This window comes from Actinomadura sp. 3N508 (genome assembly GCF_044326375.1).
GTDB lineage: Bacteria > Actinomycetota > Actinomycetes > Streptosporangiales > Streptosporangiaceae > Spirillospora.
Window position 1 is genome coordinate 1 of sequence record NZ_JBIRAX010000006.1, and the last position, 26,305, is coordinate 26,305.

Consider the following 26,305-nt stretch of genomic DNA (forward strand, 5'->3'; position numbering starts at 1 on the left):
GTCCCATCCCGAACCCGGAAGTTAAGCCCTTCAGCGCCGATGGTACTGCATGGGAGACTGTGTGGGAGAGTAGGACACCGCCGGACATTTCCTATGGGGAAGGCCCCGCCGACAACGGCGGGGCCTTCCTTATTTGTCGGGGTTTGGTTTGTGGCCGCCGCCGGTGAAGGTGTCCCAGAGAATGGCGGCGGGTTCGGCGATGGCGAAGAGGGACTCGATGCGGGAGCGGTCGCCGTCCAGGTGGATGAGGGTCTGGATGCCGAGGAACATCGCGACCGCGATCATGCCGATGTCGCGTGACGGCACCAGTTCCTCGAACGCCGTTCCCTCGACGAGACGCGCCACTGCGGAAGCGGCGAAATCCGACCAGGAATCGACGTGCGCGAGCACTTCCGCACGCAGCCGCGGTGATGTCGCCGACGCTGTGACGAGTTCCTGGACGGCGTCGATGTGTCCCTTGTCCGCCATGTCCTCGGCGTACAGCGCGCGGAGGCGGGTGATGAGGTCGGCGGCGTCCGTGCAGGAGCCGAGGGCCTCCTCGTAGCGCGCCATCCTGGCCTGGCTCGTGTGCCGGAGGGCCGTGACGAGCAGGGCCTCCAGGTCGTCGAAGTGGTAGTAGATGACGCCCGGCGCGAAGCCGCCCGTACGGGCGATGGAGCGGGCGGTCGTCCCGCCGTAGCCCTCGACGGCGAGCGTCCGGATGGCCGCGTCGAGGAGACGGTTCCTGGTCTCCGCCCGTGGCGCCATGCGCTCAGATCACTTTCCAGGGCTTCACGCCCGCCTCGTCGAGGACGGGGTCGAGGCGCCGCGCGAGCCGCGCGAGATGGTGGCTCGGCACCTGCGGGTACAGATGGTGCTCCAAGTGGTACGTCAACTCCAGGAACAGGGCGGGGACGACGCGTCCGCGCAGCGTGCGGGTCTGCGTGAGCGGCGTGTCCCCGTAGTGCCGGTGCGGCAGGTGGACGGTCAGCAGCGGATACACCCAGCTTCCCACGATCATCATCACGGCGTACGCGAGAAGCCCGCGCGACCAGGCGACGCCGGCCGCGACCGCCGCGAACGGCAGCGCCGCCTCCGCCAGCAGCCACAGCCGCTGGCCCGCCCGGCTGCGTCCATACGCCCACCACCACAGGCGGGCGAGGAAGACCGGACCGTAGAGGATCGCGCCCAGCGCGGACAGGTCAGCAGGATATCCCTCCGGGTCGTCGTCGCTGGGGAACGTCCGGTGGTGTTGCAGATGTGTGGTGCGGTAGGCGTGACCACTCTCCAGCAGCACGGCGCCCAGCAGGAACAGGGCCGACTCCGTGGCGCGTCTGCCGAGGCCCAGGGAGCGGTGGACGACGTCGTGCGTCGCCGTCACCACCGCGACGAAGATCCCGAATGCGATGAGCGGCGTCGTCCACCACCATCCGGCGAGCCACGCCGCGACGAACAGGGCGATCCCGGCATACGGCAGGGACAGCGTGAGGGCGCGGCGCGGGCGTGTCGTGACGAGCAGGTCGGGGCCGAGCTCGGACAGCTTCGGCAGCGTCATCGGGTCACCGCCGCCCGCCGCGCGACCTTGCGCACCTCGTCCGCGACGATCCTGCTGCCCAGCGCGCATGCCACGGTGCCGAGGCCGGGCCAGGTCGAGTCGCCGACTAGCCATAGCCCCGGCACGCCCAGCGAATGCGGGACGGCGTTCTGGTTGGCGTTGCCCGGCGTCTGATGCGGCCCGCCGACCGCGCCGCCGGGCCGGAACGCGAATCGCTCGTAGGAGCGCGGCGTCCCGACGTCCCACACGCGTGCCCGCTCGCCGAGATTCGGATGGACGCGGCGCGCCAGGCCGACGAGACGTTCCCCGATCGCGTGCTTTTGGGCCTCGTAGTCGGCGTCCGGCAGGTCCTGCCAGCCGGCGAGCGAGGTGTGCGTGGAGATCATGACGGCGCGTTCGCCGGGCGGTGCGCTGTCGGTGTCGCCCCGCGCGGACACCGACACGAACATGTTGTTGCCGTCGCCGAGCGGCCGGCCGTAGTCGTGCAACAGCTGGTGGTGGGTGAACTCCTGTCCGGCGACCTCGGCGTCCGGGACGCCGAGGAACACGACGATCGCGCCGCCCAGCTCGTTCGCGTCCCGCTCCAGGTAGGGGCGGAGCGGGCCGGCGAGATCGGGGACGACGCGCGCGGTCGTGGCGGCGGGCAGCGCGCTCACCACCTGCCGGGCGTGGACGGCGCCGCGGGCGGTGTGGACGGTGAACGCCCCGTGCCGTCCGGATACCCGCTCGACCCGGCAGCCGACGCGGAGCCGTCCGCCCATCGCGCGGTAGTGCGCGGTGAAGCGCCGCCAGAAGCCGCGCATGCCGCCGTCGGCGCGGGTCAGGCCCGCGCCGCGGATCGTGACGCCGAGCGCGGCGTTGATGAGCGGCGCCCGGTCGACGGTGCTGTGCACCGTGTCCTCCACCAGCATCGACAGCAGCCCGACCAGCGGCGCGTCGCCGCGCAGCCCGTGCCGGGCGAGGGCGTCCCCGAGCGTGGTGTTCAGGTGGCGGGCGAGCGGGAGGCCGCGCGGGCCGAGCGCCCGCAGGTTGTGCACGGCGTCGGCGGGGCGGCGCATCGGCAGCCGGACGCCGGAGCGGCTCGCGTCCCAGAACACCTGCGCGATCCGGTCGAGCCGCGCCCAGAACGCCCGATGCCCGGGGCCGTCGCCGAGCGCCCGCAGCCGTTCGCGGTGCCATGCCCGGGTGTCGCGGTAGAGGGTGACCTTGCGGTCCGGCAGCCAGCCGACGTAGCCGGGCAGCGCCTCGCCGGGCACGGGATCCATCCCGATGCTGTCGAGCAGCTCCGCGCCGACGCCGCCTGGCTCGAAGTCGACCATCGTGGTCGCGCCCACGTCGAAGGAGAAGCCGCGCCGCCGGTAGTAGCCCGCGCAGCCGCCGACATGGCCGTGCGCCTCGATCACGAGCGTGGACACCCCGGCCGCCTGGAGCCGCGCCGCCGTGGCCATCCCGGCGAGCCCGCCGCCGAGCACGGCCACGTCGCACGACGCCGGGAACCGCGCCGCTCGCGGCGGACGATCCATCTGAACGCTTGTTCTGAACATGTGTTCAGAGTGCGCTCGGCGCGGCGTCCCGTCAATGGTCAGGACGAGCGGCGGTCGTTGCCGGGCTCGATCAGGAACGTGAGGGAGAGCATCGCGGCCCACGTCCAGATGGCGGCGCCTCCGGCGAGCATCAGGCGGTACTCGCCCGCCGGGAACGCGGCCAGGCCGAGGACGAGATAGACGGCCACGGCGGCGACGCTGTAGATCGTCCAGCCGCGCCGTCCCTCGCGGGCGAAGCGGCGGGCGAACACCAGGCACGCGGCGCTGAGCGCGAGGCCCATCCCGACCGGAGCGAGGTTGTGCAGCATGCCGTGCCAGCTGACCTCGCCGGCGCCGGCGGGGGTCCCGGCGGGGAAGCCGTCCATCGGGTCGGTGGGGAACACGCCCGCCCAGACCAGGCTCGCGCCATAGACGGCGATGAGCGCGGTGCCCCAGGCGCGCCCCGCGGAGCCCGGTGCCAGGACGCGGCGGAGCCCGGCGGCGGAGGCCAGCACGAGCACGCCGCTGACCAGGAAGTTGACGGTCTGGATCCAGCCGTGCTCGCCGAGGCTGAGCATGCTCAGCGGGTGGCGGGCGGCGTCGAACCCGTCGCGTGTCAGGGCCTGCGCGGCGATGAGCAGGACGAACAGCGGTCCCGCGACTGCGCCGCAGCCGAGCAGCACGCGGGTGGGGACCGCCAGCCGGGGCGTGGCCGCGGAGTTCAGCGTGTCGGTGGTCATGGCGGCCTCCAAAGCCGTTGAAATCGTCAGGTGTAGAGGGGGGTGCCGGTCTCCAGGAGGGTCTTCAGGTCGCTGAGCGTCTGGCTCCAGCCGCCGCCGGCGCCCGGTAGCTCGCCGTTGGTCTGCGCCGCGGTCTGCGGCGCGCCGGTGACGTCGTGGGTGACGGTCAGCCGCGAGATGCCCTGCTCGTCGTCCTCGATCTCGTAGGTGAGGCGGGTGGCGGGCTCGTCGAGGTACAGGGCGCGCCACGTCTGGACGAGCCTGCGCGGCGGTTCCGCCTCGATGACCTCGCCGTCGAGCACCACGTCCGGGGCGCCGTGCTCCTTCATGGCGTCGCTGGCCAGCCCGCGGAACACGCCACCGGGACGCAGGTCGTACTCGACCGGCGCCTGGTAGCCGTACTTCACGGCCCACTCCGGCTTGGTGATCGCGTCCCAGATGGCCTGCGGGGTCGCCTTGATGTACACGCGGTACACGTGGACGGTCCGGCCGTCGCCGGTGCTCGTCTCGGTCGTCGTCATACCGGACTCCAGTTCTCTCTTGAGGTCGGCGAGCGCCGCGGCGGGCCGCTCGGTGTACTTGCCGATCCACCGGTCGTGGATCAGCCGGATCGGCACCGGGTTGAGGAAATGCAGCTTCTCCCTGCCCGAGCGGCGCGCGACCACCAGCCCGGCCTCCTCCAGCACCCGCAGGTGCTTGGCGACCCCGAACCGGGTCATCTCCACCTCCGACTCCAGCTCGCCGAGCGTCCGCCCGTCCCGGGCGAACAGCAGGTCGAGCAGGAAGCGGCGGGTCGGGTCCGCCAACGCCTTGAACGCCAGATCGTCGTCCTTCACACCTGGAAAATAGGTGACCAAAAGGTCACATGTCAACCATGCTTCAGGAAACGGGTTGGTCCGATATCGTCGGGGGCATGCCGCTTTCACCTCGCCTGGCGAAGATCGTGGACGCGCTGCCGCTCGAACCCGGCATGCGGGTCCTGGAGATCGGCTGCGGGCCCGGCGCCGCCGCGCGGGCCGTCGCGGCGCGGCTCGAAACGGGGCACCTCCTCGCGATCGACCGGTCCGCGAAGGCGGTCGCTCAGGCGCAGGCCACCGGGGCGGACGAGATCGCGTCGGGGCGGATGAGCGTCCGGCAGGCCGCGATCGAGGACTTCGCGCTGGAGCCCGGCGAGGCCCCCTTCGACCTGGTGTTCGCGGTCCGGGTCGGCGCCCTCGACGGCCGCCACCCGGAGGCGGGTCGGGCCGCGAAGCGGTGCATCGCCGCGGCCCTGGCGCCGGGCGGGCGGGTCTTCATCGACGGCGGTGACCCGCTACGCGAACTGACCGTCTGACCCCGAGATCCTTGCCCCGGGGTCGGTGAGCCTAGAGGTCAGCGAGACAGGGCCGTGTCGAGGGTGGTCGCCCACTGGCGCAGCAGCCGGGTGCGGCGGGCGGAGTCGTCGGTGAGGAGGTCGGCCAGGCCCAGGCCGCGCACGAGGTCGAGTGTCGCCTGGACCGTCTCCCGGACGCCGGGGACGCTTTCGTCCGCGCCGAGGGCCTCGACGGTGAGGCGGTGCGCCTCCCGTCCGACCCGTGCCTCCAGTGGAAGGACCCGCGCGCGGAGCTGCTCGTCGGAGCTGGCCGCGACCCAGAGCTGCAGCGCGGCCCGGAACAGCGGGGTCGTGTACATCTCGCCGAGCATCATCACCACGTCCAGGGTGGACGGGCGGTGCCCGGACGGCACGTCCAGGCGCTTGCGCATCTGCGCAACCCGCACCTCGGACCCGTACTCGACCGCCGCCGTCACCAGCTCCTCGCGCGTCCGGAAGTGGTGCTGCGCGGCGCCCCGGGAAACGCCGGCGCGCGCGGCGACGACCGCGACGGTCGTCCCGGCCCACCCGACCGAGGCGAGGCACTCGACGGCCGCCTCGAGCAGACGGCGGCGCGTGGCGCGGCTGCGGTCCTGCCGCGGTTCGCGGAGTGCCTGCGTGGTCATGGAGTCCTCGGCTCGGTGGGCCCCCAGTCAACCAAAAGGTGCCGGCGAGAAACAAGCGTGAGCGCTTGATTCCTGATCCGGGTCGTGGGCGGCTTCCTGCCTGCCGACCGATTATTTGCAGACCCTGTCGGCTTCGTCGACCTTCTCCTTCTTGACCCAGCCGGTCACACTTTCGGAAGTGCCTGGGTTCACGGTGCCGAACCAGCGATAGGCCAAAGCGCGCGAGGGTGGTTTCTTGGACGGGTCCCGGAGGAACTCATCTCCCGCTTCTACGCCACCGATATCCTGTTCGGCATCGTTGAATACTTCGCCCTTCATGTTCACGAAGTATCGAATGCGGCAAACGATCACTTTTGGTTTGGGTGGCGGAGCGCGTCGTGTTTCTGGAGTTCGAGGTGAGGGTGGGCGCGTGGTACGCGAAATCCTCGTCTTCGAGGGTGAGGGGGTTGTGGGCGGGACTGGGGTGGCTGGGACAACTGTTGGTGTCGTCGGTACCGGTTCGATCTGGGCGCCCTCTGAGGGCCGGGAATCCGGTATGAACCTGATGACCGCTGCGATAATGACGGCGAGGGCGCCGATGATGGCCCCCAAGATTGTCGCCCTGGCCAGATACCTGGTGTCGCGAGTTACCGAATCGCCTTGCTGTTCTGCCTCAGACCGCTTTCTGTGCCGACCTAAGAGCCAGGAGAGTTTCCGCCTGCGATCGACCGCACGCCGGGAGCCCCTTCTTCTGCGCTCACTCATGTGCCAACAGTGTAATAGGGAGATCTTGAGTCGACGCTGGGTTTCTTCAGAAGCGCCGCTTTGCTTCGAGCCGCCTCCCGGTGAGCGCGACTCAACGATTGGCCGTAATTCATCCTAAGTGATTAAATGGTGTAGATACGCTGTAGTGCCGATTTGATCCGTATCGAGGCGCGGTCGGATGGCAGGTCTCGCGGGTCACAACGGCCGGCCGTCCCGCGAACACGATCTCTGACCCCCTCGGCGACCCCGGCGGGCTACCGCCGGGGTCGTCGTGCGCCTGTGACCGCAAGAACAATCATGCGTGATTGATTTTCTGTTTCCAGGCTGGCAAGGTTCGGGCCATGAGCCAACCGTTGCGGGTCGGCAACGCCTCGGGCTTCTACGGCGACCGGTTCTCCGCGATGCGGGAGATGCTGGAGGGCGGGCCGCTGGACGTCCTGACCGGCGACTATCTCGCCGAGCTGACCATGCTGATCCTGGGGCGCGGCAAGCTGAAGGATCCCGATGCCGGGTACGCGACGACGTTCCTGCGGCAGATGGAGGAGTGCCTCGGGCTCGCCGTGGAGCGGGGCGTCAGCATCGTCGCCAATGCCGGTGGGCTCAACCCGCGGGGGCTCGCGGAACGGCTGCGCGAGTTGGCCGGACGGCTCGGCCTAGAGGTGCGGGTCGCTCATGTGGAGGGCGACGATCTGCTCGCGCGGGCGGAGGAGCTGGGCTTCGGGCACGAGCGGTACGGGGCGCCGCTGACCGCGAACGCCTATCTGGGCGCGTGGGGGATCGCCGAGTGCCTGCGAGACGGCGCCGACGTCGTGGTGACCGGGCGCGTCACCGATGCCTCCCTGGTCGTGGGGCCCGCCGCCGCGCACTTCGGCTGGGGGCGGGACGCCTGGGACGCGCTGGCCGGCGCGACCGTCGCCGGGCACGTCCTGGAATGCGGGACGCAGGCCACGGGCGGCAACTACGCCTTCTTTGAAGAGATCTACAACGTAAAGGCGCCGGGCTTTCCGGTGGCTGAGATCCATGCCGACGGGTCCAGCGTCATCACCAAGCATAACGGCACGGGCGGAGCGGTGACCGTCGAGACCATCACGGCGCAGCTTCTGTACGAGATCGGCGGGCCCTCCTACGCCGGTCCGGACGTGACGACGCACTTTGACACGATCGAGCTGGCGCAGGACGGTCCCGACCGCGTGCGCATCAGCGGTGTGCGGGGGACTGCGCCGCCTCCGACCACCAAGGTGTGCCTCAACCACCTCGGCGGCCACCGCAATGAGATGACGTTCGTCCTCACGGGGCTCGGTATCGAGGCGAAGGCGGATCTCGCCAAGGCGCAGATGGAGGCCGCGTTCGGCGGTGCCGCGCCCTCGCGCGTCGAGTGGACGCTTCTCGGGGCCGCGAAGCCCGATCCCGCGACGCAGGGCGAGGCGACCGCGCTGCTCCGGTGCGCCGTCCTCGACCCCGATCCGGAGAAGGTCGGACGGGCCTTCAGCGGCGCGGCGGTGGAGCTGGCCCTCGCGGGCTACCCCGGCTTCACGATGACGGCCCCGCCCGGCAAGGCGAGCCCCTATGGCGTCTACACCCCTGCGTTCGTTCCGAACGAGGCGGTCGAGCATGTGGCCGTGACCCACGACGGCCGCCGCGTTCCCATCCCTCCTCCGCCGGCCACGATCGACACCCCGAACGGGGATGGCGCGGTCGAGGCGGGTGAACCAGTGGACAGCAGGCTCACGGTCCGGGCGCCGCTGGGGCGTGTGGCCGGGGCGCGGAGCGGGGACAAGGGCGGGGACGCCAATATCGGCGTGTGGGCCCGTACGAATGATCAGTGGCGCTGGCTGGAGCCTTTTCTCAGCGTCGAGCGGCTCAAGGAGCTTCTGCCTGAAACCCGTGGGCTTGTCGTCCGGCGGTATGTGCTGCCCAATCTTCGTGCGGTGAATTTCGTTGTTGAAGGGCTGCTGCAAGAAGGGGTTTCCGCATCGACTCGCTTCGATCCGCAAGGCAAGGCATTGGGGGAGTGGCTGCGGTCACGGCTCGTCGACATTCCGGAGGCTGTCCTTTGACGCTGAAGAGCACCCTTGACACGCGCGCACCGGAATACCGGGAACGGCGCCGCGCCATGCTGGAAAAGCTCGCGGCCCTCGACGCCGAGCACGCGAAGGCGCTGGAGGGAGGGGGCGAGAAGTATGTCACGCGGCATCGCAAGCGCGGGAAGATGCTGGCGCGGGAGCGGATCGAGCTGCTGCTCGACCCCGACTCGCCGTTTCTGGAGCTGAGCCCGCTCGCCGCGTGGGGCAGCGACTTTCCCGTCGGCGCGAGCGTCGTCACCGGGATCGGCGTGGTCGAGGGCGTCGAGTGCATGATCGTGGCGAACGATCCGACAGTGCGGGGCGGGTCGAGCAATCCATGGACGGTGAAGAAGAGCTTCCGGGCGTCCGATATCGCGCTGGAGAATCGGCTGCCCGTCCTCAACCTGGTGGAGTCGGGCGGTGCCGATCTGCCGACCCAGAAAGAGATCTTCATTCCGGGTGGGCGGATGTTCCGCGATCTCACGCGGCTGTCGGCGGCCGGGATCCCGACGATCGCGCTCGTGTTCGGGAATTCCACGGCGGGTGGTGCGTATATTCCGGGAATGTGCGACTACGTCGTCATGGTCAAGGAGCGCGCGAAAGTGTTCCTCGGCGGGCCGCCGCTGGTGAAGATGGCGACCGGGGAAGAGGCCGGCGACGAGGAACTCGGCGGCGCTGAAATGCATGCGCGGACGTCCGGGCTCGCCGACTACATGGCCGAGGACGAGGCCGACGCGCTCCGTCTCGGACGGCAGATCGTCAAGAACCTCAACCATCGCAAGCCCGGCCCGCCGCCGGGCCCCGGCACCGGTCCCGGCCCGGTCGAGGAACCGCTGTACGACGCGGAAGAGCTCGCCGGGATCGTCCCCGAAGACCTGAAAGTGCCGTTCGACCCGCGCGAGGTCATCGCCCGGATCGCGGACGGCTCGCGCTTCGACGAGTTCAAGCCGTTGTACGGGACGAGCCTCGTCACCGGCTGGACGCGCGTCCACGGCTACCCGATCGGGGTCCTGGCCAACGCGCAGGGCGTCCTGTTCAGCGCGGAGGCGCAGAAGGCGGCGCAGTTCATCCAGCTCGCCAACCAGAGCGACACGCCGCTGCTGTTCCTGCACAACACCACCGGCTACATGGTCGGCAGGGAGTACGAGCAGGCAGGGATCATCAAGCACGGCGCGCTGATGATCAACGCGGTGGCCAACAGCACGGTCCCGCACATCTCGATCGTGATGGGCGCGTCGTACGGGGCGGGCAACTACGGCATGTGCGGCCGGGCGTACGACCCCCGGTTCCTGTTCACCTGGCCGTCCGCGAAGTCGGCGGTGATGGGGCCGCAGCAGCTCGCGGGCGTCCTGTCGATCGTGGCGCGGCAGGCCGCCGAAGCGCGCGGGCAGGCCTACGACGACGAGCAGGACCGCGCGATGCGGGAGATGGTCGAGACGCAGATCGAGGCCGAGTCGCTGCCGTTCTTCCTGTCCGGACGGCTCTACGACGACGGCGTCATCGACCCGCGCGACACCCGCACGGTGCTCGGGCTGTGCCTGTCGGTCGTCCACAACGCGCCCGTGCGCGGGGCCGGCGGCTTCGGCGTCTTCCGGATGTGAGCGGGTGAGCGAGAAATGATCAAGAGTGTGCTGGTCGCGAACCGGGGCGAGATCGCGCGCCGGGTGCTGCGCGCCTGCCGGGAGCTCGGCATCGGGACGGTCGCCGTCCACTCCGACCCGGACGCGAACGCGCCGCACGTCCGGGAGGCGGACGTGGCCGGACGGCTGCCCGGCGCGTCCCCGGCGGAGACGTACCTGTCGGCCGAGCGGCTCCTGGCCGTGGCGAAGAGCGCCGGGGCCGACGCCGTCCACCCGGGCTACGGGTTCCTGTCGGAGAACGCCGGCTTCGCGCGGGCCGTCGCCGACGCGGGCCTGACCTGGATCGGGCCGCCGCCGGAGGCGATCGCCGCGATGGGCTCCAAGATCGAGGCGAAGAAGCTGATGGCCGCCGCGGACGTCCCCGTCCTGCCGGAACTCGACCCGGCCGAGGCGGGCGACGCCGGCTTCCCGCTGCTGGTGAAGGCGTCCGCGGGCGGCGGCGGGCGCGGCATGCGGATCGTCCGCGCGCCGGGCGAGCTGGACGAAGCCGTCGCCGGAGCGCGCCGCGAGGCGGAGTCGGCGTTCGGCGACCCGACCGTGTTCTGCGAGCCGCTGCTGGAGGGCGCCCGGCACATCGAGGTGCAGGTCCTCGCCGACGCGCACGGGACGGTCTGGACGCTCGGCGAGCGCGAATGCTCGATCCAGCGCCGCCACCAGAAGATCGTCGAGGAGGCGCCGTCCCCGGCGGTCGGGCCCGAACTGCGCGCCGAGCTGTGCGACGCGGCGGCGAACGCGGCCCGCGCGATCGGGTACGTCGGCGCCGGGACGGTCGAGTTCCTGCTCGCGCGCGACGGCCGGTTCTTCTTCCTGGAGGTCAACACGCGCCTCCAGGTCGAGCATCCGGTCACCGAGTGCGTGTACGGGGTGGACCTCGTCCGGCTGCAGATCGAGATCGCCGAAGGCGCCCGCCTGCCCGCCGCCGACGCGCCGGAGCCGCGCGGCCATGCCATCGAGGTCCGCCTCTACGCCGAGGACCCGGCGCGCGACTGGCGTCCGGCGAGCGGTGTCCTGCACACCTTCGAGGTACCGGGCGTGGACGTCGAGTTCGCCGTCCCCGCGTCCCCTGGGCCGGGCCTGCGGCTCGACAGCGGCGTGGAGACCGGCGGCGAGGTCGGCGTCCACTACGACCCGATGCTCGCCAAGCTGATCGCGTGGGCGCCGACCCGCGCGGCCGCGGCCAGGCGGCTGGCGGCCGGGCTGCGCGGCGCCCGCGTCCACGGGCTGCCGACCAACCGCGACCTGCTCGTCCGGATCCTGGAGGAACCCGGCTTCCTGGACGGCGACACCGACACCGGCTACCTCGACCGCATCGGCCTGGACCGGCTCGCCGCGCCGCTCGCCGGGGAGGCCGCCGTCCGGGTGTCCGCGCTGGCCGCCGCGCTCGCGCAGGCCGCGGCGGACCGGTCCGCGGCCGGGGTGCTCGGCGGGCTGCCGTCCGGCTGGCGCAACGTCCGGTCGCAGCCGCAGCGCAGGACGTTCGAGGGCCCGTCCGGGCAGGTCGTCGTCGACTACTACCTGCACAGGGACGGTCTGGTCTCCGAGCTGTGCCCCGGCACGTCGCTGGTGAGCGCGGCGCCGGAGCGGGTCGTCCTGGAGCATGACGGCCTGCGCGAGACGTTCGCGGTGACCATCGCCGGGGACGCGGTGCACGTCGACTCCCGCCTCGGCGCCGTGACGCTCCGGCCCGTTCCGCGCTTCGCGGATCCGAGCGGCCGGATCGCCCCCGGCTCCCTCCTCGCGCCCATGCCGGGGACGGTCGTCCGCGTCGAGACCGAACCCGGCGCGGACGTCGCGGCCGGGCAGACCCTCGTCGTCCTGGAGGCGATGAAGATGGAGCACCGCATCGCCGCCCCGTCCGCCGGCACGGTCGCCGAACTCAACGTCGCGGCGGGACAGCAGGTCGAATCCGGTGCCGTCCTCGCCGTCATCGAGGCGAGCGGCAAGGCGGCCGATACCGAAGGGAACGCGGAATGAGCTTCGTCGAGAGCGAGGAGCGCCGGGCGCTCCGGGCGGCCGTGGCCGAGCTGGGTGCCAAGTACGGCCCGTCGTACTACGTGGAGAAGGCCAAGGCGGGGGAGAAGACCGAGGAGCTGTGGGCCGAGGCGGGGCGGCTCGGCTACCTCGGTGTGAACGTGCCCGAGGAGTACGGCGGCGGAGGAGGCGGCATCGGCGACCTCGCCGCCGTGTGCGAGGAGCTGGCCGCGGCGGGCTGCCCGCTGCTGCTCATGGTCGTGTCCCCGGCGATCTGCGCCACGATCATCGCGCGGTCCGGCACCGCCGGCCAGAAGAAGGACTGGCTGCCGCGGTTCGCGGACGGCTCCGTCACGATGGCGTTCGCGATCACCGAGCCCGACGCCGGATCCAACTCCCACCGCATCACGACCACCGCGCGCCGCGACGGCGACGGCTGGGTCCTGAGCGGCCAGAAGACGTTCATCTCCGGGGTGGACGAGGCGGACGCCGTCCTGTTCGTCGCGCGCAGCCACGACCAGAAGGGCAACCTGCGGCCGTCGCTGTTCATCGTCCCCACGGACGCGCCCGGCTTCACCTGGACGCCGATCTCCATGGAGATCGTGTCGCCGGAGAAGCAGTTCATCTGCCACCTCGACGACGTCCGGCTGCCCTACGACGCGCTCGTCGGCGACGAGGACGGCGGGCTCCTGCAGCTGTTCGCCGGCCTCAACCCCGAGCGGATCATGGCCGCCGCGATGGGCGCCGGGATCGGCCGGCTCGCCCTCGGCAAGGCCGTCGCCTACGCCAACGACCGGCAGGTCTTCAAGACGCCGATCGGCGCGCACCAGGGCCTCGCGCACCCGCTCGCCGCCGCCAAGATCGAGCTGGAGCTGGCGCGGCTGATGGCGCAGAAGGCGGCCTGGCTCTATGACGCGGGCGACGACGCGGGCGCGGGCGAGGCCGCGAACATGGCGAAGTACGCGACCGCGGAGGCGGCGGTCCACTGCGTCGACCAGGCCATCCAGACCCACGGCGGCAACGGGCTCACCACCGAGTACGGGGTCGGGATGCTGGCGGGCGTCGTCCGGCTGATGCGGATCGCGCCGGTCAGCCGCGAGATGATCCTCAACTTCGTCGCGCAGCATTCCCTGGGGCTCCCCAAGTCCTACTAGCGGGTCAGGGGAGGAGATCGTCCAGCTGGGCGGCCAGTGATCTTTCCGCCGCCAGGCGGTTGTCGACGGCGGTGTGCGGGACGGGCGGCGGCTCGTCCGGGCGCATCCGGGCGGTGAACGCGCCGAACGCGGCGAGCTTGCCGGTGTCGCGGGGCGAGCCGCGCCGCTCCAGCCGGTGGCGGAGCGTGGCGGCGTCGGTCCTGATCCAGACGAGGCGCACGGGCGGGCCGCCGAGGTCGCGAATCCACTCCGCCCAGCGGGACGGCGCGCGGATCTGGCCGGTGAACGGGCCGCTCAGCAGCACCGGGCAGCCGTGCGCGCGGATCTCCCGGGCCGTCGCCGTCATCCCGGCGTACTCGTGCCGCTTGACGTGCTCGTCGTACCAGGGGCCCTCGCGCTCGCCCGGGTCACGGCCGGACGCCGCGAGGATCGCCTCGACGAACGGCTCGTAGAGCGTGTCCTTGTCGAGCAGCGCGGGGACGGGACGCAGCCGCGCCAGCAGCAGCTCCGCCACGGTCGTCTTCCCGCAGCCGGGCGGCCCCGCCACCACCCACACCGGGGCGCCCGCGACCGCGCCGGGCGTCACGCCGACAGGCGCATCCGGCGGGTCGCCAGCCGCTCGATGCGCTCCTCGTCGATCCCGTGGCCGAGGCCCGGCTGGGTGAGCGGCACGCCGACGACACCGCCGGACGAGCGGACCGGCGGCGTCACGAACACCGGCCCGCCCGCCGGGTCGGACACGTCGCTCGGCAGCGTGCAGCCCGGCAGCGACGCCAGCGCGACAGCCGCGGCCTGGCCGATGCCGAACGCGCCCGAGCCGCTGCACCACACGTCCCACCCGGCCGCGTACGCCAGGTCGTGGGCGCTGCGGGCGGCGGTCAGCCCGCCGAGCCGGTCGAGGCGCAGGTGCAGCGCGCGGCCCGCGTCCAGCGACAGCGCCGCGTCGAGGGTCTCCAGGTCGCCGACCGCGGGCGCGACCGCGCTGCTGAGGCGCAGCTGGAGCCGGGCGTGCGCGGCGAGGTCGCCGCCGGGGAACGGGCGCTCGATCACCGCGACGCCGTAGGAGTCGAGCGCCTCCAGGACGTCCAGGTGCTCGGGCGACTCGGTGTAGGCGTGGCCCGCGTCGGCGACGAGCGCGAGCGCCGGGTACGCCTGCCGGATCGCCCGGACGGGCTCGATGTCCCAGCCGGGACGGATGTCCAGCGTGACGCGGGTGTGGCCCGCTCCAACGGCCTGGTTGACGCGGCCCGAGATCGTGTCGAGGGTCGCCTCCGGCGAGATCCGCGCGCCGGTCACGATGGAGGTGCGGGTGCCGCCGAGCGCGTGCGCGAGCGGCAGGCCCCGCGTCCGGCACCACAGGTCCCAGCAGGCGGTGTCGATGGCGGCGGCGGCCTCGCGGGCGCCGAGGTCGGCGGCGGCGGACACGTCTTCCGGACGCTCCCACTCCAGCCCGATGAGGGCGGGGCCCATGCGCTCCTCGATGTCGGCCCAGGCGCCGCCGGCGTCGCCCGGCCCGGCGGGGACCGCCATCTCGCCCCACCCGACCGCGTCGCCGCCGGCCAGGCGGACGAGGACGCTCTCCGGCCGCCGTCCGCGCGCCATCACCACGCGGTAGGCGTCGCAGCCATGGATCTGGGGCACCCGCACCCGCCTTTCGAGGAAGTCGTCCTCCTCAATTCTCCCCCCGCCGCCGAGTGCGCAGGTACGGGCGCAGCGGGTGCCGCTCGTAGCCGCCGTCGTCCAGGCCCGCGAGGCGCTCGAAGGGGTTGTAGGAAGCCCAGTCCCCGCACAGCAGCATCGAAACGCCCGCGCACGCCCCGTAGAGGGGGATCATGACGGGGCCCAGGCACCAGGCGTACTGGGTCGCGTGGCGTCCCTCGTGCCGCAGCAGCCGCGACCGGCCCGCCTCGCGGGACACGCTCTCCAGGCGGGACGCGTCGCCGCGCACCAGGACGACGTTGCCGACCGTGAACGCGGGCGCGATCGGGAACGGCAGCCGGTACCCGCCGGCGAGCAGCAGACCGTCCGGGAGCCGGCGGAGGCGGCGGGAACCGGGCGTGCCGGTCGCGGCGAGCAGGAGCCCGAGCCCCGTCGAGAGGTTGACCGCGTTGACGACCTGGCGAACCCGATGCGCCCTCTTCACCTCACCAGTGTCGCCCGCCGCGCCCCCGGCGGGGGGATCACTTGGGGCAGCTGGAATCGAGGGAGACCGGCTTGCTGGGGACCTTCGGCGTCCCGCCGCCGTCCGGATCTTCCGTCGCGGACGGCGTCGCCCCGGGCGACGCGCTCGCGGTCGTGGTCGGATGGCTGCTCACCTGGCGGGGATCGCTGTTGATCGCCTCGGACGTCAGCTTGCGGATCAGGTCGAAGTCGGGGCTGCCGGTGTAGATCAGCGGCGGCACGAACTGCAGGCTGTTGATCTTCGCGCCGTCCTTGACCCTGTTGGACAGCTTCACCAGCGCGGGCAGCAGCTCCTGCGGGATGTCGGTCGACAGGGTCCGCTTCGCCGCGGCGGCGAGCTTGTCGAAGCTGGTCAGGACGGTCTGCGGGTCGGCCTGCTCGGCGATCGCGCGCATCAGGCACTTCTGCCGGCCCATCCGGACGTAGTCGCTGCTGTTGGTGCGCGACCGCCCGTACCAAAGGGCCTCCTTGCCCGACAGCTTCCGGTGGCCGGGCTCCAGCACGGCACCCTCCAGCCCGTACGGGATCGGCTGGTCGACCTTCATCGTGACGCCGCCCATCGCGTCGACGATGTCGGCGAACCCGAACATGTCGACGAGGATGTAGTAGTCGACGCGCAGGCCGAGCACACCGGCGATGGTGGCCTTCAGCAGCTCGGGGCCGCGGTGGTTCTTCGGGACGCCGGGCACCACGTCCGGGTGCTCCTCGGCGTACTGGTACACCTCGTTCAGCAGGCCCGGCGTCCCCGCGCCGTCGCCGGTGAAGCCGTAGGGGAACCGGTCGCGGGCCGGGCCCGGCGGGAACGGGACGTTCTCCAGGTTGCGGGGCAGGCTCAGCAGCACCGTGTCGCCGGTCTTGGTGTCGACGCTGGCGACGGTCATGCTGTCGGTGCGCACACCGGTGCGGTTCTCGGCGGCGTCACCGCCGATGAGCAGGATGTTGACGCGCGGCTGCCCGTCGAACGGGTCGTCGGCGTCGACCTGCCTGCCGTTCTCGGTGCCGGTGCGGAAGATGCTGGTCAGCGCGTCCCTGGCGACATAGCTCTTGTGCGCCGACCAGGCCGCGGGGACGGCGACGGCGAGGCACATCACGGCCACCGAGGACACGCCCAGCGTGCGGGCGGCGTTCGTCATCCGGACGGGCCGCAGCACCAGATAGGACCAGACCACGACGACCATCCACAGCAGGCCGAGCGCGACGAGCGCGGCGGTCAGCCGCTGCAGCATGTCCGGCTGGACGGCGAGCGTCGGCAGCTCGGAGCGGTAGACGGTGGCGGCGCCCGCGAACGCGACGACGACCACCAGGTAGAGGGCCAGCAGCACGCCGCCGGCGGCGCGGCGGCCGGTGACGAAGTGCGCCACCCCCCAGACCAGGGCTGATGCGAGCGTCAGCGCCAGCGCGCGGGCCAGCCCCCCGCCGCCGGACGCACGATCCGCGTCCCCCGTCCGGGCGCGCCGCCTCGCCGATCCCATGTACGCTCCGATTCCCGCCCACGCCGGATTAAGCCCCGGCTCACTTTAAGGACGCTCGGAACCGGGCAAAGGTTGCGTAGGAGACGGCCTCTGGCATACCGGCGTGGCGTCAGGTGCAGTCGTTGCTCAGGATGTGCAGCCCTTCCGCGCTCTGGGCGCCCGCGCCGGAGTCCCGCACGGCCCGCGCCGCCATCCTCCTGATCTGCGGATAGTCCGGCCGCCCGGTCGAGATGACCGGCGGCACGAACTGCAGGCTGGTGATCTCGGCGGTCCTGATCTTCGCGGCGAGGCCGACGAGGGCCGGGAGCAATCGCTGCGGCAGGTCGGTGTTGACGGAGTATTTGAAGACCTCGGTGAGGCGCTGGAAGCTGCGCAGCACGGTCAGCGGCCCCGCCTGCCGGGCCAGCGCCCACATCAGGCATTTCTGGCGGCTCATGCGGGCGTAGTCGCTGCTGCCCGTCCGGGACCGCCCGTACCAGAGGGCCTCCCGCCCGCTGAGCTTGCGGCAGCCCGGCCTCAGCACCCCCGAGGGCACCTGCTGCCGGGGGACGGGCACGGCGCCCGCCACGCAGACCCGGACGCCGCCGACCGCGTCCACGATCTGCCGGAAGCTCCGCATGTCCACCATCGCGTAGTACGCAACGGGCTGCCCGAGGATGTGGGTGACCGTTCGCTTCAGCAGCTCCGCGCCCGGATTGCGGACGTGCCCGCCGCCCGCCAGCACGGAGGGGTTCCCGGTGCCGTGCTCGTACACCTCGTTCAGCAGCCGCTCGGGCGCGAACGGGACCCGCTTCTCGCCCGACCACACCGGCACGCGCTGGAGGTTGCGCGGCAGGCTCATCAGCAGCGTGTCGCCCGTCCTGGTGTCGATGCTGGCCAGCGTCATGCTGTCGGTGCGGACGCCAGGGCGGCCCACGTCGGCGTCGCCGCCGATGAGCAGCACGTTGAGGCGCGGCGTCCCCGCCCACAGGCCGGGGGAGCCCGCCGCCGGTGCGCCCGCCCGCGCGGCCGGGCCGCCCGCCGCGCCCTCGGTGAACAGGCTGTCGACCAGGTCGCGCTGCAGGTACCCGTAGTGCGCGACGGTCAGCGGCGGGACGACGACGAGCAGGCACAGCACCGACACCGAGGTGCCCCCGGCCAGCCGCCACAGCGGTGACAGGCCGTCCGGGACCAGCACCGCGTAGGAGTGGACGATCAGCGCCGTCCACAGCCCGGCCAGCACGACCGCGCCGGCCGCCACCGCCAGCAGCCAGCCGGGCCGCACCGACAGCTCCAGGAACAGCGATCTGCCCTCGCCCGCGGCGGTCGCGGCGCCCGTGATCAGCAGCGCCTGCGCGAACACCAGCGCCGCGCCGAGCCGGACCCGTCCCGCCCGCAGGTGCGCGATGCCCGGCAGCGCCGGGGACACCGCGGCGATCAGCAGCGCCTGGACCAGGCCCCGCAGCGCGGCGTCCCGCTCGTGCCGTCCGTCCGGCTCGTGCTCTGCGTCCGGTGTGTGCTGTGCGAGCTTCTCGTGCTGTGGGTCCTTCTCGTGCTGTGCGTCCTGCTCCAGCCGGACATCGGCCATGCTCCGCCCCCTTCGGGGACGAAGACCCCCTTCTCCGCCCCACTGCTAAAAGCGTGCAGGTCAGAGCGGGGAAAGATCAGCGGCGAAGGCGGCGTGTCGCGAATGCCACGCTGATCATGGGGAAGCCTTCACCAACTGCTGGACAGCGGCATGCCTTCGACGAAGCCCGACGACCCCTGGACCCCGACGGTCGCCCGCTCGTGGAACTCCTCCAGCGTCCGGGCGCCCGCGTAGGTGCACGAGCTGCGCAGGCCCGCCACGATCGAGTCGATCAGGTCCTCCACGCCGGGGCGCTGCGGGTCCAGGTACATCCGGGACGTGGAGATGCCCTCCTCGAACAGCGCCTTGCGGGCCCGGTCGAACGGCGAGTCGTCGGCGGTGCGCAGCCGCACCGCCCGCGCGGACGCCATCCCGAAGCTCTCCTTGTACGGCCGCCCGTCGGCGGTGCGCTGCAGGTCGCCCGGCGACTCGTAGGTGCCGGCGAACCAGGACCCGACCATCACGTTCGCCGCCCCGGCCGCGAGCGCCAGCGCCACGTCGCGGGGGTGCCGGACGCCGCCGTCCGCCCACACGTGCCGCCCCAGCCGCCGCGCCTCGGCGGCGCACTCCAGGACGGCGGAGAACTGCGGCCGTCCGACCCCGGTCATCATCCGCGTCGTGCACATCGCGCCCGGGCCCACGCCGACCTTGACGATGTCGGCGCCCGCCTCGATCAGATCGCGGGTGCCCTCGGCCGTCACGACGTTCCCGGCCACCACCGGGACGGCGGGGTCGAGCGACCGGACGGCCGCCAGCGCGCTGATCATCTTGTCCTGGTGGCCGTGCGCGGTGTCGACGACGAGCAGGTCGGCGCCCGCCTCCAGCAGCGCCTTCGCCTTGCCCGCGACGTCGCCGTTCACGCCCACGGCTGCGCCGATGCGCAGCCGTCCGGCGCCGTCGACGGCGGGCTTGTAGAGCGTGGCGCGCAGCGCGCCGGTGCGGGTGAGGACGCCCGCGAGCCGCCCGGAGGCGTCCACGACCGGCGCGAGGCGGTGCCCGCGCTCGTGCAGCCGGTCGAAGGCCTCGCGCGGGTCGACGCCGTCCGGCACCGTGACCAGGTCGCGGGACATGATGTCGCGCAGCTGCGCGAACCGGTCGACGCCCTGGCAGTCGGCCTCGGTGACGACGCCGACGGGACGGTCGTCCTCGACGACGATCACGGCGTTGTGGGCGCGCTTGGGCAGCAGCGCGAGCGCGTCCCCGGCCGTGCTGGAGGGGCCGAGCCGGATCGCGGTGTCGACGACCAGGTCGCGTGTCTTGACCCAGCCGATCACCTCGGCGACGACCTCCACCGGGATGTCCTGCGGCAGGATCGCGAGGGCGCCGCGCCGCGCGACGGTCTCGGCCATCCGGCGGCCCGAGACGGCCGTCATGTTGGCCACCACGAGCGGGATGGTCGTCCCGCTCCCGTCCACGGTGGACAGGTCGACCTCCAGGCGGGACCCGACCGACGAGCGGCGCGGGACCATGAAGACGTCGTTATAGGTGAGGTCGTGAGCGGAATGCTCACCGTTCAGCAGGCGCACGGCTGTACTACACACCAATCGCGGGTCAGGGTGGCTGGGCCACCGTACATTGTCGGCCATACCCGGCCGTGCTCCGGACACGCCGCGCACCGTCCCCTTACGGCAGGCTGATCGAAGCGAACTTCGCGACGTGGTGAAAACGGTGCAACGTGAGGCTTGGCTCTCTGTAAAGTTACCTCTTGACGTAACTGCGCCCTCGATGCACTTTTCTTACATGTGCCTCACGCGGACGGCGGAACCGCCGTAGGGGCGTGACAGCAGAACACCGGGAGAGCGCATGCAGGTCACGCACGTGGACCCGGTCAGCCGCGCTCGCCCGCGCCGCGGGCCGCCGTCCTGGCCGCGCGGCGATCGGCACAGTGATCCGCGAACTGATCCGCGAACCGATCCGCGCAGTGATCAACGGAGCGATCAGCGGAGCGAGCCTTGCCACCGTGCGCGCCCGCCGCCGCTCCCCGCCGCGCCCGGTGCGCGTTGTGAGCCGGCCGCGTTGTGCTTTCGGACGGGATTATCCGGCGCCGGAAACGGCGCCGCGCGCAACCCGCCGCAGACGCTTCGACGGCCGCCGGGCGCGGTGAACACGAGCAAGATCAATATTTGACGTTATACCGTCCTGAAATGGAATGATCTTGCAGTTGTCGACAAACCGATTCATCTCCATCACATGTCGAGGAGGACAGCCGTGCTGGATGCGGTCGACGCCGTGCTCGTCCGCGAGCTCCAGCGGGATGGCAGGGCGACGTTCCAGGCGCTCGCCGACCGCGTCGGGCTTTCCCGCACGGCCGTGCGGGCACGGGTGCAGCACCTTCTCGAGACGCAGGTCGTCCGCGTCGTCGGCATCGTGCACGCCGCCGTCGTCGGCGCCGAGGCGGTCGGGCACCTCTCGGTCACCGTGGACGGCTCCGCGCGGGAGGTCGCCGCTGCCGTCGCCGAGCGGCCCGCCGTCAGCTTCGCCGCCCTGACCGCCGGCCCGTACGACCTGGTCGCGCAGGTGCGCACCCGCGACGACGCCGCGCTCGCCGCCGAGGTGGACCAGCTCAGGTCCGTCCCCGGCGTCCGCGCGGCGGAGGTGTTCCGGTCGGTGGCCACCGTGCGCGACACGCACGCGGTGGTGCGCGAGCTCGGCGAGGTCACCCTCGACGGCATCGACTGGCGGCTCCTGCAGGAGCTGCAGCGCGACGGGCGCGCCCCTTACACCCGTCTCGCGCACATCATCGGCCTGTCGCAGGCCGCCACCCGCGCCCGGGTGGTCCGGCTGATGCGCTCGGGCGTCATCCAGGTCACCGGCCTGGCCGATCCGCTGGCCCTCGGCGCGGCCGAGCTCGGCGGGTTCGGGCTGGTGGTCACCGGCGGGCTGCGGAAGGCCGCCGACGCGGTCGCCGCGCAGGACGGCATCCGCTACCTGGCGACCGGCTTCGGCCGCTACGACATCGTCGGGCAGGCCGAGGCGGCCTCGCGCAGCGAGCTGGTCGCCGTGCTGGACGCCATCCGGTCCGTGCCCGGCGTGACGGTCCGGGAGTCCTGGCACCACCTGGACGTGGTCAAGGAGTCCTACACGGTCGAGCTGCCCGAGCAACCCCTCAACGGGTCGGCCTGACACCACCGCCTCACCTTGTCGCCCCGGCTACGGCGCCCAGTCGTGGCCGGGGACACGGGCTCGGCCGCCTGCCCCGCTCCGCGCGGGGTCTACTCGCGGTGGAGCGCGGCCTCCTCCAGGTCCAGCTCGTGCATGACGCGGGTGAGGACCTCGTCGTCGATGCGGCGCTCGTCCCGCATCTGGACGAACACCCGCCGCTCCGCCGCGAGCATCTCCCGCCGCAGCCGCCGGTACGTCGCCGTCGGCACCTCCTCGCCTTCCGGGCCCGTCCCGCCGCCGAGCCGTTCCCACGCGCGCAGCTGCCGGTGCTCGGCGAGCTGCCGGAGCCGCTCCACGACGTCGGAGTCCAGGTCCTGACCGGCGGTCAGCTCGTCCAGGCGCTCCAGCGCCGCCCGCGCGGCGGCGTGCTGCGCGCCCGCCTCCGCGACGGTGTCGGCGTACCGCTCGCGGTCACTGGCGACGCCGAGCGCGCGGATCAGCGGCGGGAACGTCACCCCCTGCACGAGCAGCGTCCCGAGGACGGTCGTGAACGTGAGGAACAGGATCAGGTCGCGGCCGGGGAACGGCTCGTCCGAGGCGGTCGCGAACGGGATCGCGAACGCGGCGGCCAGGGACACCACGCCGCGCATGCCCGCCCACGACGCGATCGTCCGGCCGCGCCACCCCGGGTCCTCGCGCTCGCGCTGCCGCTTGGACAGCAGCCGCGGGATGTAGGAGGCGGGGAACACCCACACGAACCGCGCGACGACCGTCACCGCGAAGATCGCCAGCGCCCACCAGGCCAGCTCCGGCACGCTCCGCCCGGCCAGCCCGTCGATCACCGGCGGCAGCTGCAGGCCGATCAGCAGGAACACCACCGACTCCAGGATGAAGACGACGACCTTCCAGAACGAATGCCCGATCAGCCGGCTCGCCGCCGCCGACTCGGTCGCCCGGTGCCCCAGGTACAGCCCGCTGACCACCACCGCGATGACCCCGGACGCGTGCACGCTCTCGGCGATCAGGTACGCGGCGAACGGCGTCACGACCGCGACGCCGTTCTCCACCAGCGGATCGTTCAGCCGCGTCCGCAGCCAGTGCAGCGGCGGCCCGAGCAGCAGCCCGACGGCGGCGCCGGCCGCGGCGGCGAACAGGAACCGCCACACGCCGTCCAGCAGCGTGAAGCCCGCGCCGGTCGCCGCGATCAGCGCGACGCGGAACGCCGTCAGCGCCGTCGCGTCGTTGAACAGGCTCTCGCCGACCAGGATCGTCACCGTCCGGCGCGGCAGGCCGAGGCGCTGCGCGACGCTGACCGCCGCGACCGCGTCCGGCGGCGCCACGATCGCGCCGAGCACGAACGCCGCCGCCAGCGGCAGATCGGGGACCAGCAGGTACGCCGCGTACCCTACGGCGAACGTGGTGAACAGCACCAGCCCGACCGACAGGAACCCGATCGACCAGGCGTTCTCGCGCAGCCCCGCGTAGGAGCTCTTCCAGGCCGCGGCGAACAGCAGCGGCGGCAGGAACACATACAGCGCGATCTCCGGGTCGAGCTCGAACTCCGGGACCCCGGGCACGAACGCGACGGCCAGGCCCGCGATCACCAGGACGAGCGGCGCCGAGACCCCGGCGCGCCGCGCTCCCGCGGCCACGACCAGGGCGGTGACCGGAACGGCCAGCAGCCAGAGTGCGTGCGTCGTCTCCACTCGCCGAATGATCGCACGCGCCCTTCCCAGGGCTTGTATCCCCTCTGGGGGGACGACCCCCCAGACCCCCGGAAGTACGGTCAGTGGGCGTCGCGGCCGGTGTCCTTGGCGAAGGTGAGGAAGTCGCGGGCGGCGGGCGGCAGCTTGCGGTGCGCGTGGACGATCCCGGTCATCCGGGTGATCGGCGGCATGAACGACCGGACGGTCACGCCCTCGGTGTCGTCGATCTGGTTGCGGTACCACAGCAGCGAGCCCATCCCGGCGCGGACCCAGCCGATCCACGCGCCGCGCTCGTCGGACTCCACCGCGGCGACCGGGGTGGCGCCGACCCGGCGCAGCACGGTGTCGATCTCGGCGCGGCGGGCGCTGCCGCGGGCGGGCAGCACCAGCCGCATCCCGTCCAGCGCGTGCACCGGCACCGGCTCGCGCATCTTCAGCGCCGGCGGCGAGATCAGCACGACCTCACGCTGCTCGAACGGATGCGCGGTCATGTCGCCGGGCACGGGCAGGTCGGTGAGCGCGAGGTCGGCGCGGCCCGCGCGCAGCGCCGCCGCGACGCCGTCGCGGTCCTCGCAGCGGATCACCCGGACGCGGACGGCCGGCTGGTCGCGGGCGAAGCGGGGCAGGAGCCGGCCGGTCAGCTCCGGCTCCAGCGTCGCGGTGACGGCGATGCGCAGGTCGGCGCCGCGCCCGTTGGACCGGGTCACCGCCAGGCCCTCGATCGCGTCGACGGCGTCCAGCGCGACCCTGGCCTTGCGGACCACCTGCTCGCCGACCTCGGTGAGGGCCACGCCGCGGCCGGAGCGCTGGAACAGCTCGACGCCGAGCTCGCGCTCCAGCTCGCGGACGGCCCGCGAGAGCGCGGGCTGGGCCACGTAGAGAGCCTGGGCCGCCGACGTCATCGTGCCGTGGTCGGCGGTCGCCACGACATAGCGCAGCTGCCGCAGATTCATGCACCGACCGTATGCCAACCAACCCATTCGGTCTTGGACATAGCCGGAATCGGACCGAGATTGGACGCGATCCGACCTGGTGATCAAGCGGGCGGGTTCCCGGTGGCCTTGGCGGCGGCGGGCTCCGGCTCGGGCTGCAGCTGCGGCGCGCCGACCCCGCAGTGGCTGGTGCACTCCGGCTCGACGGCCTTCCCGGACGGGGTGCGGAGGGCGCCGTCGTCGACCGTCAGGAAGCTCAGCGCCGCCCCGGCGGCGAGCATCGCGGCGCACACGATCATCGCGAGCCGGAACCCGTGCGAGAACTCGGCCGGGTCGTCGTAGGCGGCGCCGGTCAGCCCGGCCAGCGGCGGGATCGCCGCCACCGTCAGCAGCCCCGCCGCCCGCGCCACCGCGTTGTTGACGCCGCTGGCCACGCCCGCGTGGTTGACGTCCGCCGTGGCCAGGACGGTCGCGGTGAGCGGCGCGACCACCGCCGCCAGGCCCAGCCCGAACACGACCACGGCGGGCAGGACGTCGCGCACGTACGAGGAGTCCGCGTCGATCCGGCCGACGAGCAGCATGCCCACCGCCGCCACGACCAGCCCGGCCGTCATCGGCAGCCGCGGGCCGATCTTCTGCGCGAGCGCGCCCGCCCGCGCCGACAGCAGCAGCATCAGCACCGTGACCGGCAGCAGCGCGGTGCCCGCCGCGATCGGCGAGAACCCTCCGACGACCTGGAGGTTCAGCACGAACAGGAAGAACATCACGCCCATCCCGCCGTACATGATGAACGTGATGACGTTGATGGCGGTGAACTGCCGGGAGGCGAACACGTCCAGGGGGAGCATCGGGCGCGGCGCCTCCCGCCCGGCGCGTCCCCCGCCGCCTCTGCCGCGGATCCTCTCGACCATCACGAACGCGACCGCTCCCGCGACGCCCGCCGCGGCCGTGGCCACGATGACCATCGGGGGCGCGTTGCCGCCCGGCGCCTCGGTCAGCGCGTACGTCGTCCCGGCCAGCGCGAGCGCCGCCAGCGCCGCGCCGAGCACGTCGAAGCGCCCGTGCGCCTCCGGGTCGACGCTCTCCGGGACGTGCCGGACCGCGACCAGCACCACCACGGCCGTCAGCGGCACGTTCAGCAGGAACACCCACCGCCACCCGGCCGCCTCCACCAGCCAGCCGCCCGCGAACGGCCCGATCGCGCCCGCCACGCCGCCGAGCCCCGACCAGGCCCCGACCGCGCGCGGCCGGTCGTCGGCGCTGAACGACGCCTGGATGATCGCCAGCGAGCCCGGGGTGAGCAGCGCCCCGCCCACGCCCTGCAACGCCCGCGACACGATCAGCATCTCGATGTTCATCGCCAGGCCGCACAGCACCGACGCGATCGCGAACCACACGACGCCGACCAGGAAGATCCGCCGCCGCCCGTACCGGTCGCCGAGCGAGCCGCCGAGCAGGATGAACCCGGCGAGCGTCAGCGTGTAGGCGTTCACCGTCCACTGCAGCCCGGCCATGTCGGCGTCCAGGTCGCGCGCCAGCCTCGGCAGCGCGACGTTCACGACCGTGGAGTCGAGCATCGCCACGCTCGACCCGAGCACCGTCGCCAGCAGGATCCAGCGGCCCGGCCCGGTGCCCAGCCGCACGTCGGGCATCAGACGATCAGTTCATCGACGAAGCACCAGCGCCAGTCCTCGCCCGGCTCGAACGAGCGGACGATCGGGTGCCCTTCCTTGTTGAAGTGCGCGGTGGCGTGCCTCATGGGCGAGGAGTCGCAGCAGCCCACGTGCCCGCAGCCCAGGCAGAGCCGCAGATGGACCCACCTGGTGCCCTCCGCCAGGCATTCCTCGCATCCCTGCGGGGTGTTCGGCGACGGGTCCTCCACCGGGAGGCTCTGCACATGTTCGCAAGTGGCCATACCTGAATCGTGCCACGGCCCCGGTCACGGCATCACCAATGAGCC

At 72.4% G+C, this 26,305-nt stretch carries 23 protein-coding genes and 1 rRNA gene; 7 read left to right on the forward strand and 17 right to left on the reverse strand.

The features are described 5' to 3' along the window. A 5S ribosomal RNA gene (rrf, locus tag ACH34S_RS21800) occupies positions 1 to 86 on the forward strand; the annotation flags it as partial. A gap of 43 nt (positions 87 to 129) precedes the next feature. Here the strand turns inward: rrf and ACH34S_RS21805 are convergent. The 5 genes from ACH34S_RS21805 to ACH34S_RS21825 are packed head-to-tail and all read right to left on the reverse strand — an operon-like array spanning position 130 to position 4,633. After that, the gene (locus ACH34S_RS21805) at positions 130 to 747 is read right to left on the reverse strand and encodes a TetR/AcrR family transcriptional regulator (protein ID WP_395954556.1); all 618 of its coding nucleotides are present in this window, start codon (positions 745 to 747) and stop codon (positions 130 to 132) included. A gap of 4 nt (positions 748 to 751) precedes the next feature. Further along, on the reverse strand, positions 752 to 1,534 hold the full coding sequence (locus tag ACH34S_RS21810) for a fatty acid desaturase family protein (RefSeq protein ID WP_395954558.1): 783 nt from the start codon (positions 1,532 to 1,534) through the stop codon (positions 752 to 754). Next, a complete protein-coding gene (locus ACH34S_RS21815) occupies positions 1,531 to 3,057 on the reverse strand; it encodes a phytoene desaturase family protein (RefSeq protein ID WP_395954559.1) in 1,527 nt (508 codons plus the stop codon). Before ACH34S_RS21815 ends, ACH34S_RS21810 begins: the two co-directional genes overlap by 4 nt. A 59-nt stretch (positions 3,058 to 3,116) precedes the next feature. Beyond that, positions 3,117 to 3,797, reverse strand: a complete 681-nt coding sequence (locus ACH34S_RS21820; RefSeq protein WP_395954560.1) for a DUF998 domain-containing protein — start codon at positions 3,795 to 3,797, stop codon at positions 3,117 to 3,119. A gap of 26 nt (positions 3,798 to 3,823) precedes the next feature. Next, positions 3,824 to 4,633, reverse strand: coding sequence for a metalloregulator ArsR/SmtB family transcription factor (locus ACH34S_RS21825; RefSeq protein ID WP_395954561.1), 810 nt, complete (start codon positions 4,631 to 4,633; stop codon positions 3,824 to 3,826). A 77-nt stretch (positions 4,634 to 4,710) separates the two neighbouring features. Here ACH34S_RS21825 and ACH34S_RS21830 point away from each other — a divergent pair, with 77 nt between their 5' ends. Further along, on the forward strand, positions 4,711 to 5,130 hold the full coding sequence (locus ACH34S_RS21830) for an SAM-dependent methyltransferase (protein WP_395954562.1): 420 nt from the start codon (positions 4,711 to 4,713) through the stop codon (positions 5,128 to 5,130). Positions 5,131 to 5,168: 38 nt separating this feature from the next. On the opposite strand, the gene ACH34S_RS21835 is transcribed toward ACH34S_RS21830, so the two are convergent. Both ACH34S_RS21835 and ACH34S_RS21840 read right to left on the reverse strand, forming a co-directional pair. After that, complete coding sequence (locus tag ACH34S_RS21835) at positions 5,169 to 5,774, reverse strand: TetR/AcrR family transcriptional regulator (RefSeq protein ID WP_395954563.1); 606 nt, start codon at positions 5,772 to 5,774, stop codon at positions 5,169 to 5,171. Between the two features lie 111 nt (positions 5,775 to 5,885). Beyond that, complete coding sequence (locus ACH34S_RS21840; RefSeq protein WP_395954564.1) at positions 5,886 to 6,092, reverse strand: hypothetical protein; 207 nt, start codon at positions 6,090 to 6,092, stop codon at positions 5,886 to 5,888. Positions 6,093 to 6,859: 767 nt separating this feature from the next. Here ACH34S_RS21840 and ACH34S_RS21845 point away from each other — a divergent pair. Genes ACH34S_RS21845 through ACH34S_RS21860 form a run of 4 tightly spaced genes read left to right on the forward strand, consistent with a single transcriptional unit; the run spans position 6,860 to position 13,346 of the window. Continuing rightward, on the forward strand, positions 6,860 to 8,575 hold the full coding sequence (locus tag ACH34S_RS21845) for an acyclic terpene utilization AtuA family protein (RefSeq protein ID WP_395954565.1): 1,716 nt from the start codon (positions 6,860 to 6,862) through the stop codon (positions 8,573 to 8,575). Next, complete coding sequence (locus ACH34S_RS21850; protein ID WP_395954566.1) at positions 8,572 to 10,182, forward strand: acyl-CoA carboxylase subunit beta; 1,611 nt, start codon at positions 8,572 to 8,574, stop codon at positions 10,180 to 10,182. Before ACH34S_RS21845 ends, ACH34S_RS21850 begins: the two co-directional genes overlap by 4 nt. Before the next feature lie 15 nt (positions 10,183 to 10,197). Further along, positions 10,198 to 12,195, forward strand: coding sequence for a biotin carboxylase N-terminal domain-containing protein (locus ACH34S_RS21855; protein WP_395954567.1), 1,998 nt, complete (start codon positions 10,198 to 10,200; stop codon positions 12,193 to 12,195). Then, positions 12,192 to 13,346, forward strand: a complete 1,155-nt coding sequence (locus ACH34S_RS21860; protein WP_395954568.1) for an acyl-CoA dehydrogenase family protein — start codon at positions 12,192 to 12,194, stop codon at positions 13,344 to 13,346. Before ACH34S_RS21855 ends, ACH34S_RS21860 begins: the two co-directional genes overlap by 4 nt. Positions 13,347 to 13,350: 4 nt before the next feature. Here the strand turns inward: ACH34S_RS21860 and ACH34S_RS21865 are convergent, their stop codons facing one another. The 6 genes from ACH34S_RS21865 to ACH34S_RS21890 all read right to left on the reverse strand — a co-directional run bounded on the left by ACH34S_RS21865 (position 13,351) and on the right by ACH34S_RS21890 (position 20,131). After that, entirely contained in the window at positions 13,351 to 13,932 is a 582-nt protein-coding gene (locus ACH34S_RS21865; protein WP_395954569.1) for an AAA family ATPase, read from the reverse strand. After that, positions 13,929 to 14,987 (reverse strand): enolase C-terminal domain-like protein, encoded by a 1,059-nt coding sequence (locus tag ACH34S_RS21870; protein WP_395954570.1) that lies wholly within the window; start codon positions 14,985 to 14,987, stop codon positions 13,929 to 13,931. The genes ACH34S_RS21865 and ACH34S_RS21870 overlap by 4 nt, the downstream gene beginning before the upstream one ends. A gap of 31 nt (positions 14,988 to 15,018) precedes the next feature. After that, positions 15,019 to 15,489, reverse strand: coding sequence for a hypothetical protein (locus tag ACH34S_RS21875; protein WP_395954571.1), 471 nt, complete (start codon positions 15,487 to 15,489; stop codon positions 15,019 to 15,021). Positions 15,490 to 15,526: 37 nt separating this feature from the next. Then, positions 15,527 to 16,999 carry an LCP family protein gene (locus ACH34S_RS21880; RefSeq protein WP_395954572.1) on the reverse strand — a complete coding sequence of 491 codons (1,473 nt, stop codon included), beginning with the start codon at positions 16,997 to 16,999 and terminating at the stop codon, positions 15,527 to 15,529. Positions 17,000 to 17,108: 109 nt separating this feature from the next. Then, the gene (locus ACH34S_RS21885) at positions 17,109 to 18,566 is read right to left on the reverse strand and encodes an LCP family protein (RefSeq protein WP_395954573.1); all 1,458 of its coding nucleotides are present in this window, start codon (positions 18,564 to 18,566) and stop codon (positions 17,109 to 17,111) included. Between the two features lie 128 nt (positions 18,567 to 18,694). Then, positions 18,695 to 20,131, reverse strand: coding sequence for a GuaB1 family IMP dehydrogenase-related protein (locus ACH34S_RS21890; protein ID WP_395954574.1), 1,437 nt, complete (start codon positions 20,129 to 20,131; stop codon positions 18,695 to 18,697). A 682-nt stretch (positions 20,132 to 20,813) separates the two neighbouring features. Here ACH34S_RS21890 and ACH34S_RS21895 point away from each other — a divergent pair. Next, on the forward strand, positions 20,814 to 21,728 hold the full coding sequence (locus tag ACH34S_RS21895) for an Lrp/AsnC family transcriptional regulator (protein WP_395954575.1): 915 nt from the start codon (positions 20,814 to 20,816) through the stop codon (positions 21,726 to 21,728). An 89-nt stretch (positions 21,729 to 21,817) separates the two neighbouring features. On the opposite strand, the gene ACH34S_RS21900 is transcribed toward ACH34S_RS21895, so the two are convergent. The 4 genes from ACH34S_RS21900 to ACH34S_RS21915 all read right to left on the reverse strand — a co-directional run bounded on the left by ACH34S_RS21900 (position 21,818) and on the right by ACH34S_RS21915 (position 26,260). Then, positions 21,818 to 23,413, reverse strand: a complete 1,596-nt coding sequence (locus tag ACH34S_RS21900) for a Na+/H+ antiporter (RefSeq protein WP_395954576.1) — start codon at positions 23,411 to 23,413, stop codon at positions 21,818 to 21,820. A gap of 80 nt (positions 23,414 to 23,493) precedes the next feature. Then, positions 23,494 to 24,366, reverse strand: coding sequence for a LysR family transcriptional regulator (locus ACH34S_RS21905; protein ID WP_395954577.1), 873 nt, complete (start codon positions 24,364 to 24,366; stop codon positions 23,494 to 23,496). Positions 24,367 to 24,449: 83 nt separating this feature from the next. Next, a complete protein-coding gene (locus tag ACH34S_RS21910; RefSeq protein ID WP_395954578.1) occupies positions 24,450 to 25,997 on the reverse strand; it encodes an MFS transporter in 1,548 nt (515 codons plus the stop codon). Further along, a complete protein-coding gene (locus ACH34S_RS21915; RefSeq protein WP_395954580.1) occupies positions 25,997 to 26,260 on the reverse strand; it encodes a ubiquitin carboxyl-terminal hydrolase 14 in 264 nt (87 codons plus the stop codon). The genes ACH34S_RS21910 and ACH34S_RS21915 overlap by 1 nt, the downstream gene beginning before the upstream one ends. Between the last annotated feature and the right edge of the window lie 45 nt (positions 26,261 to 26,305).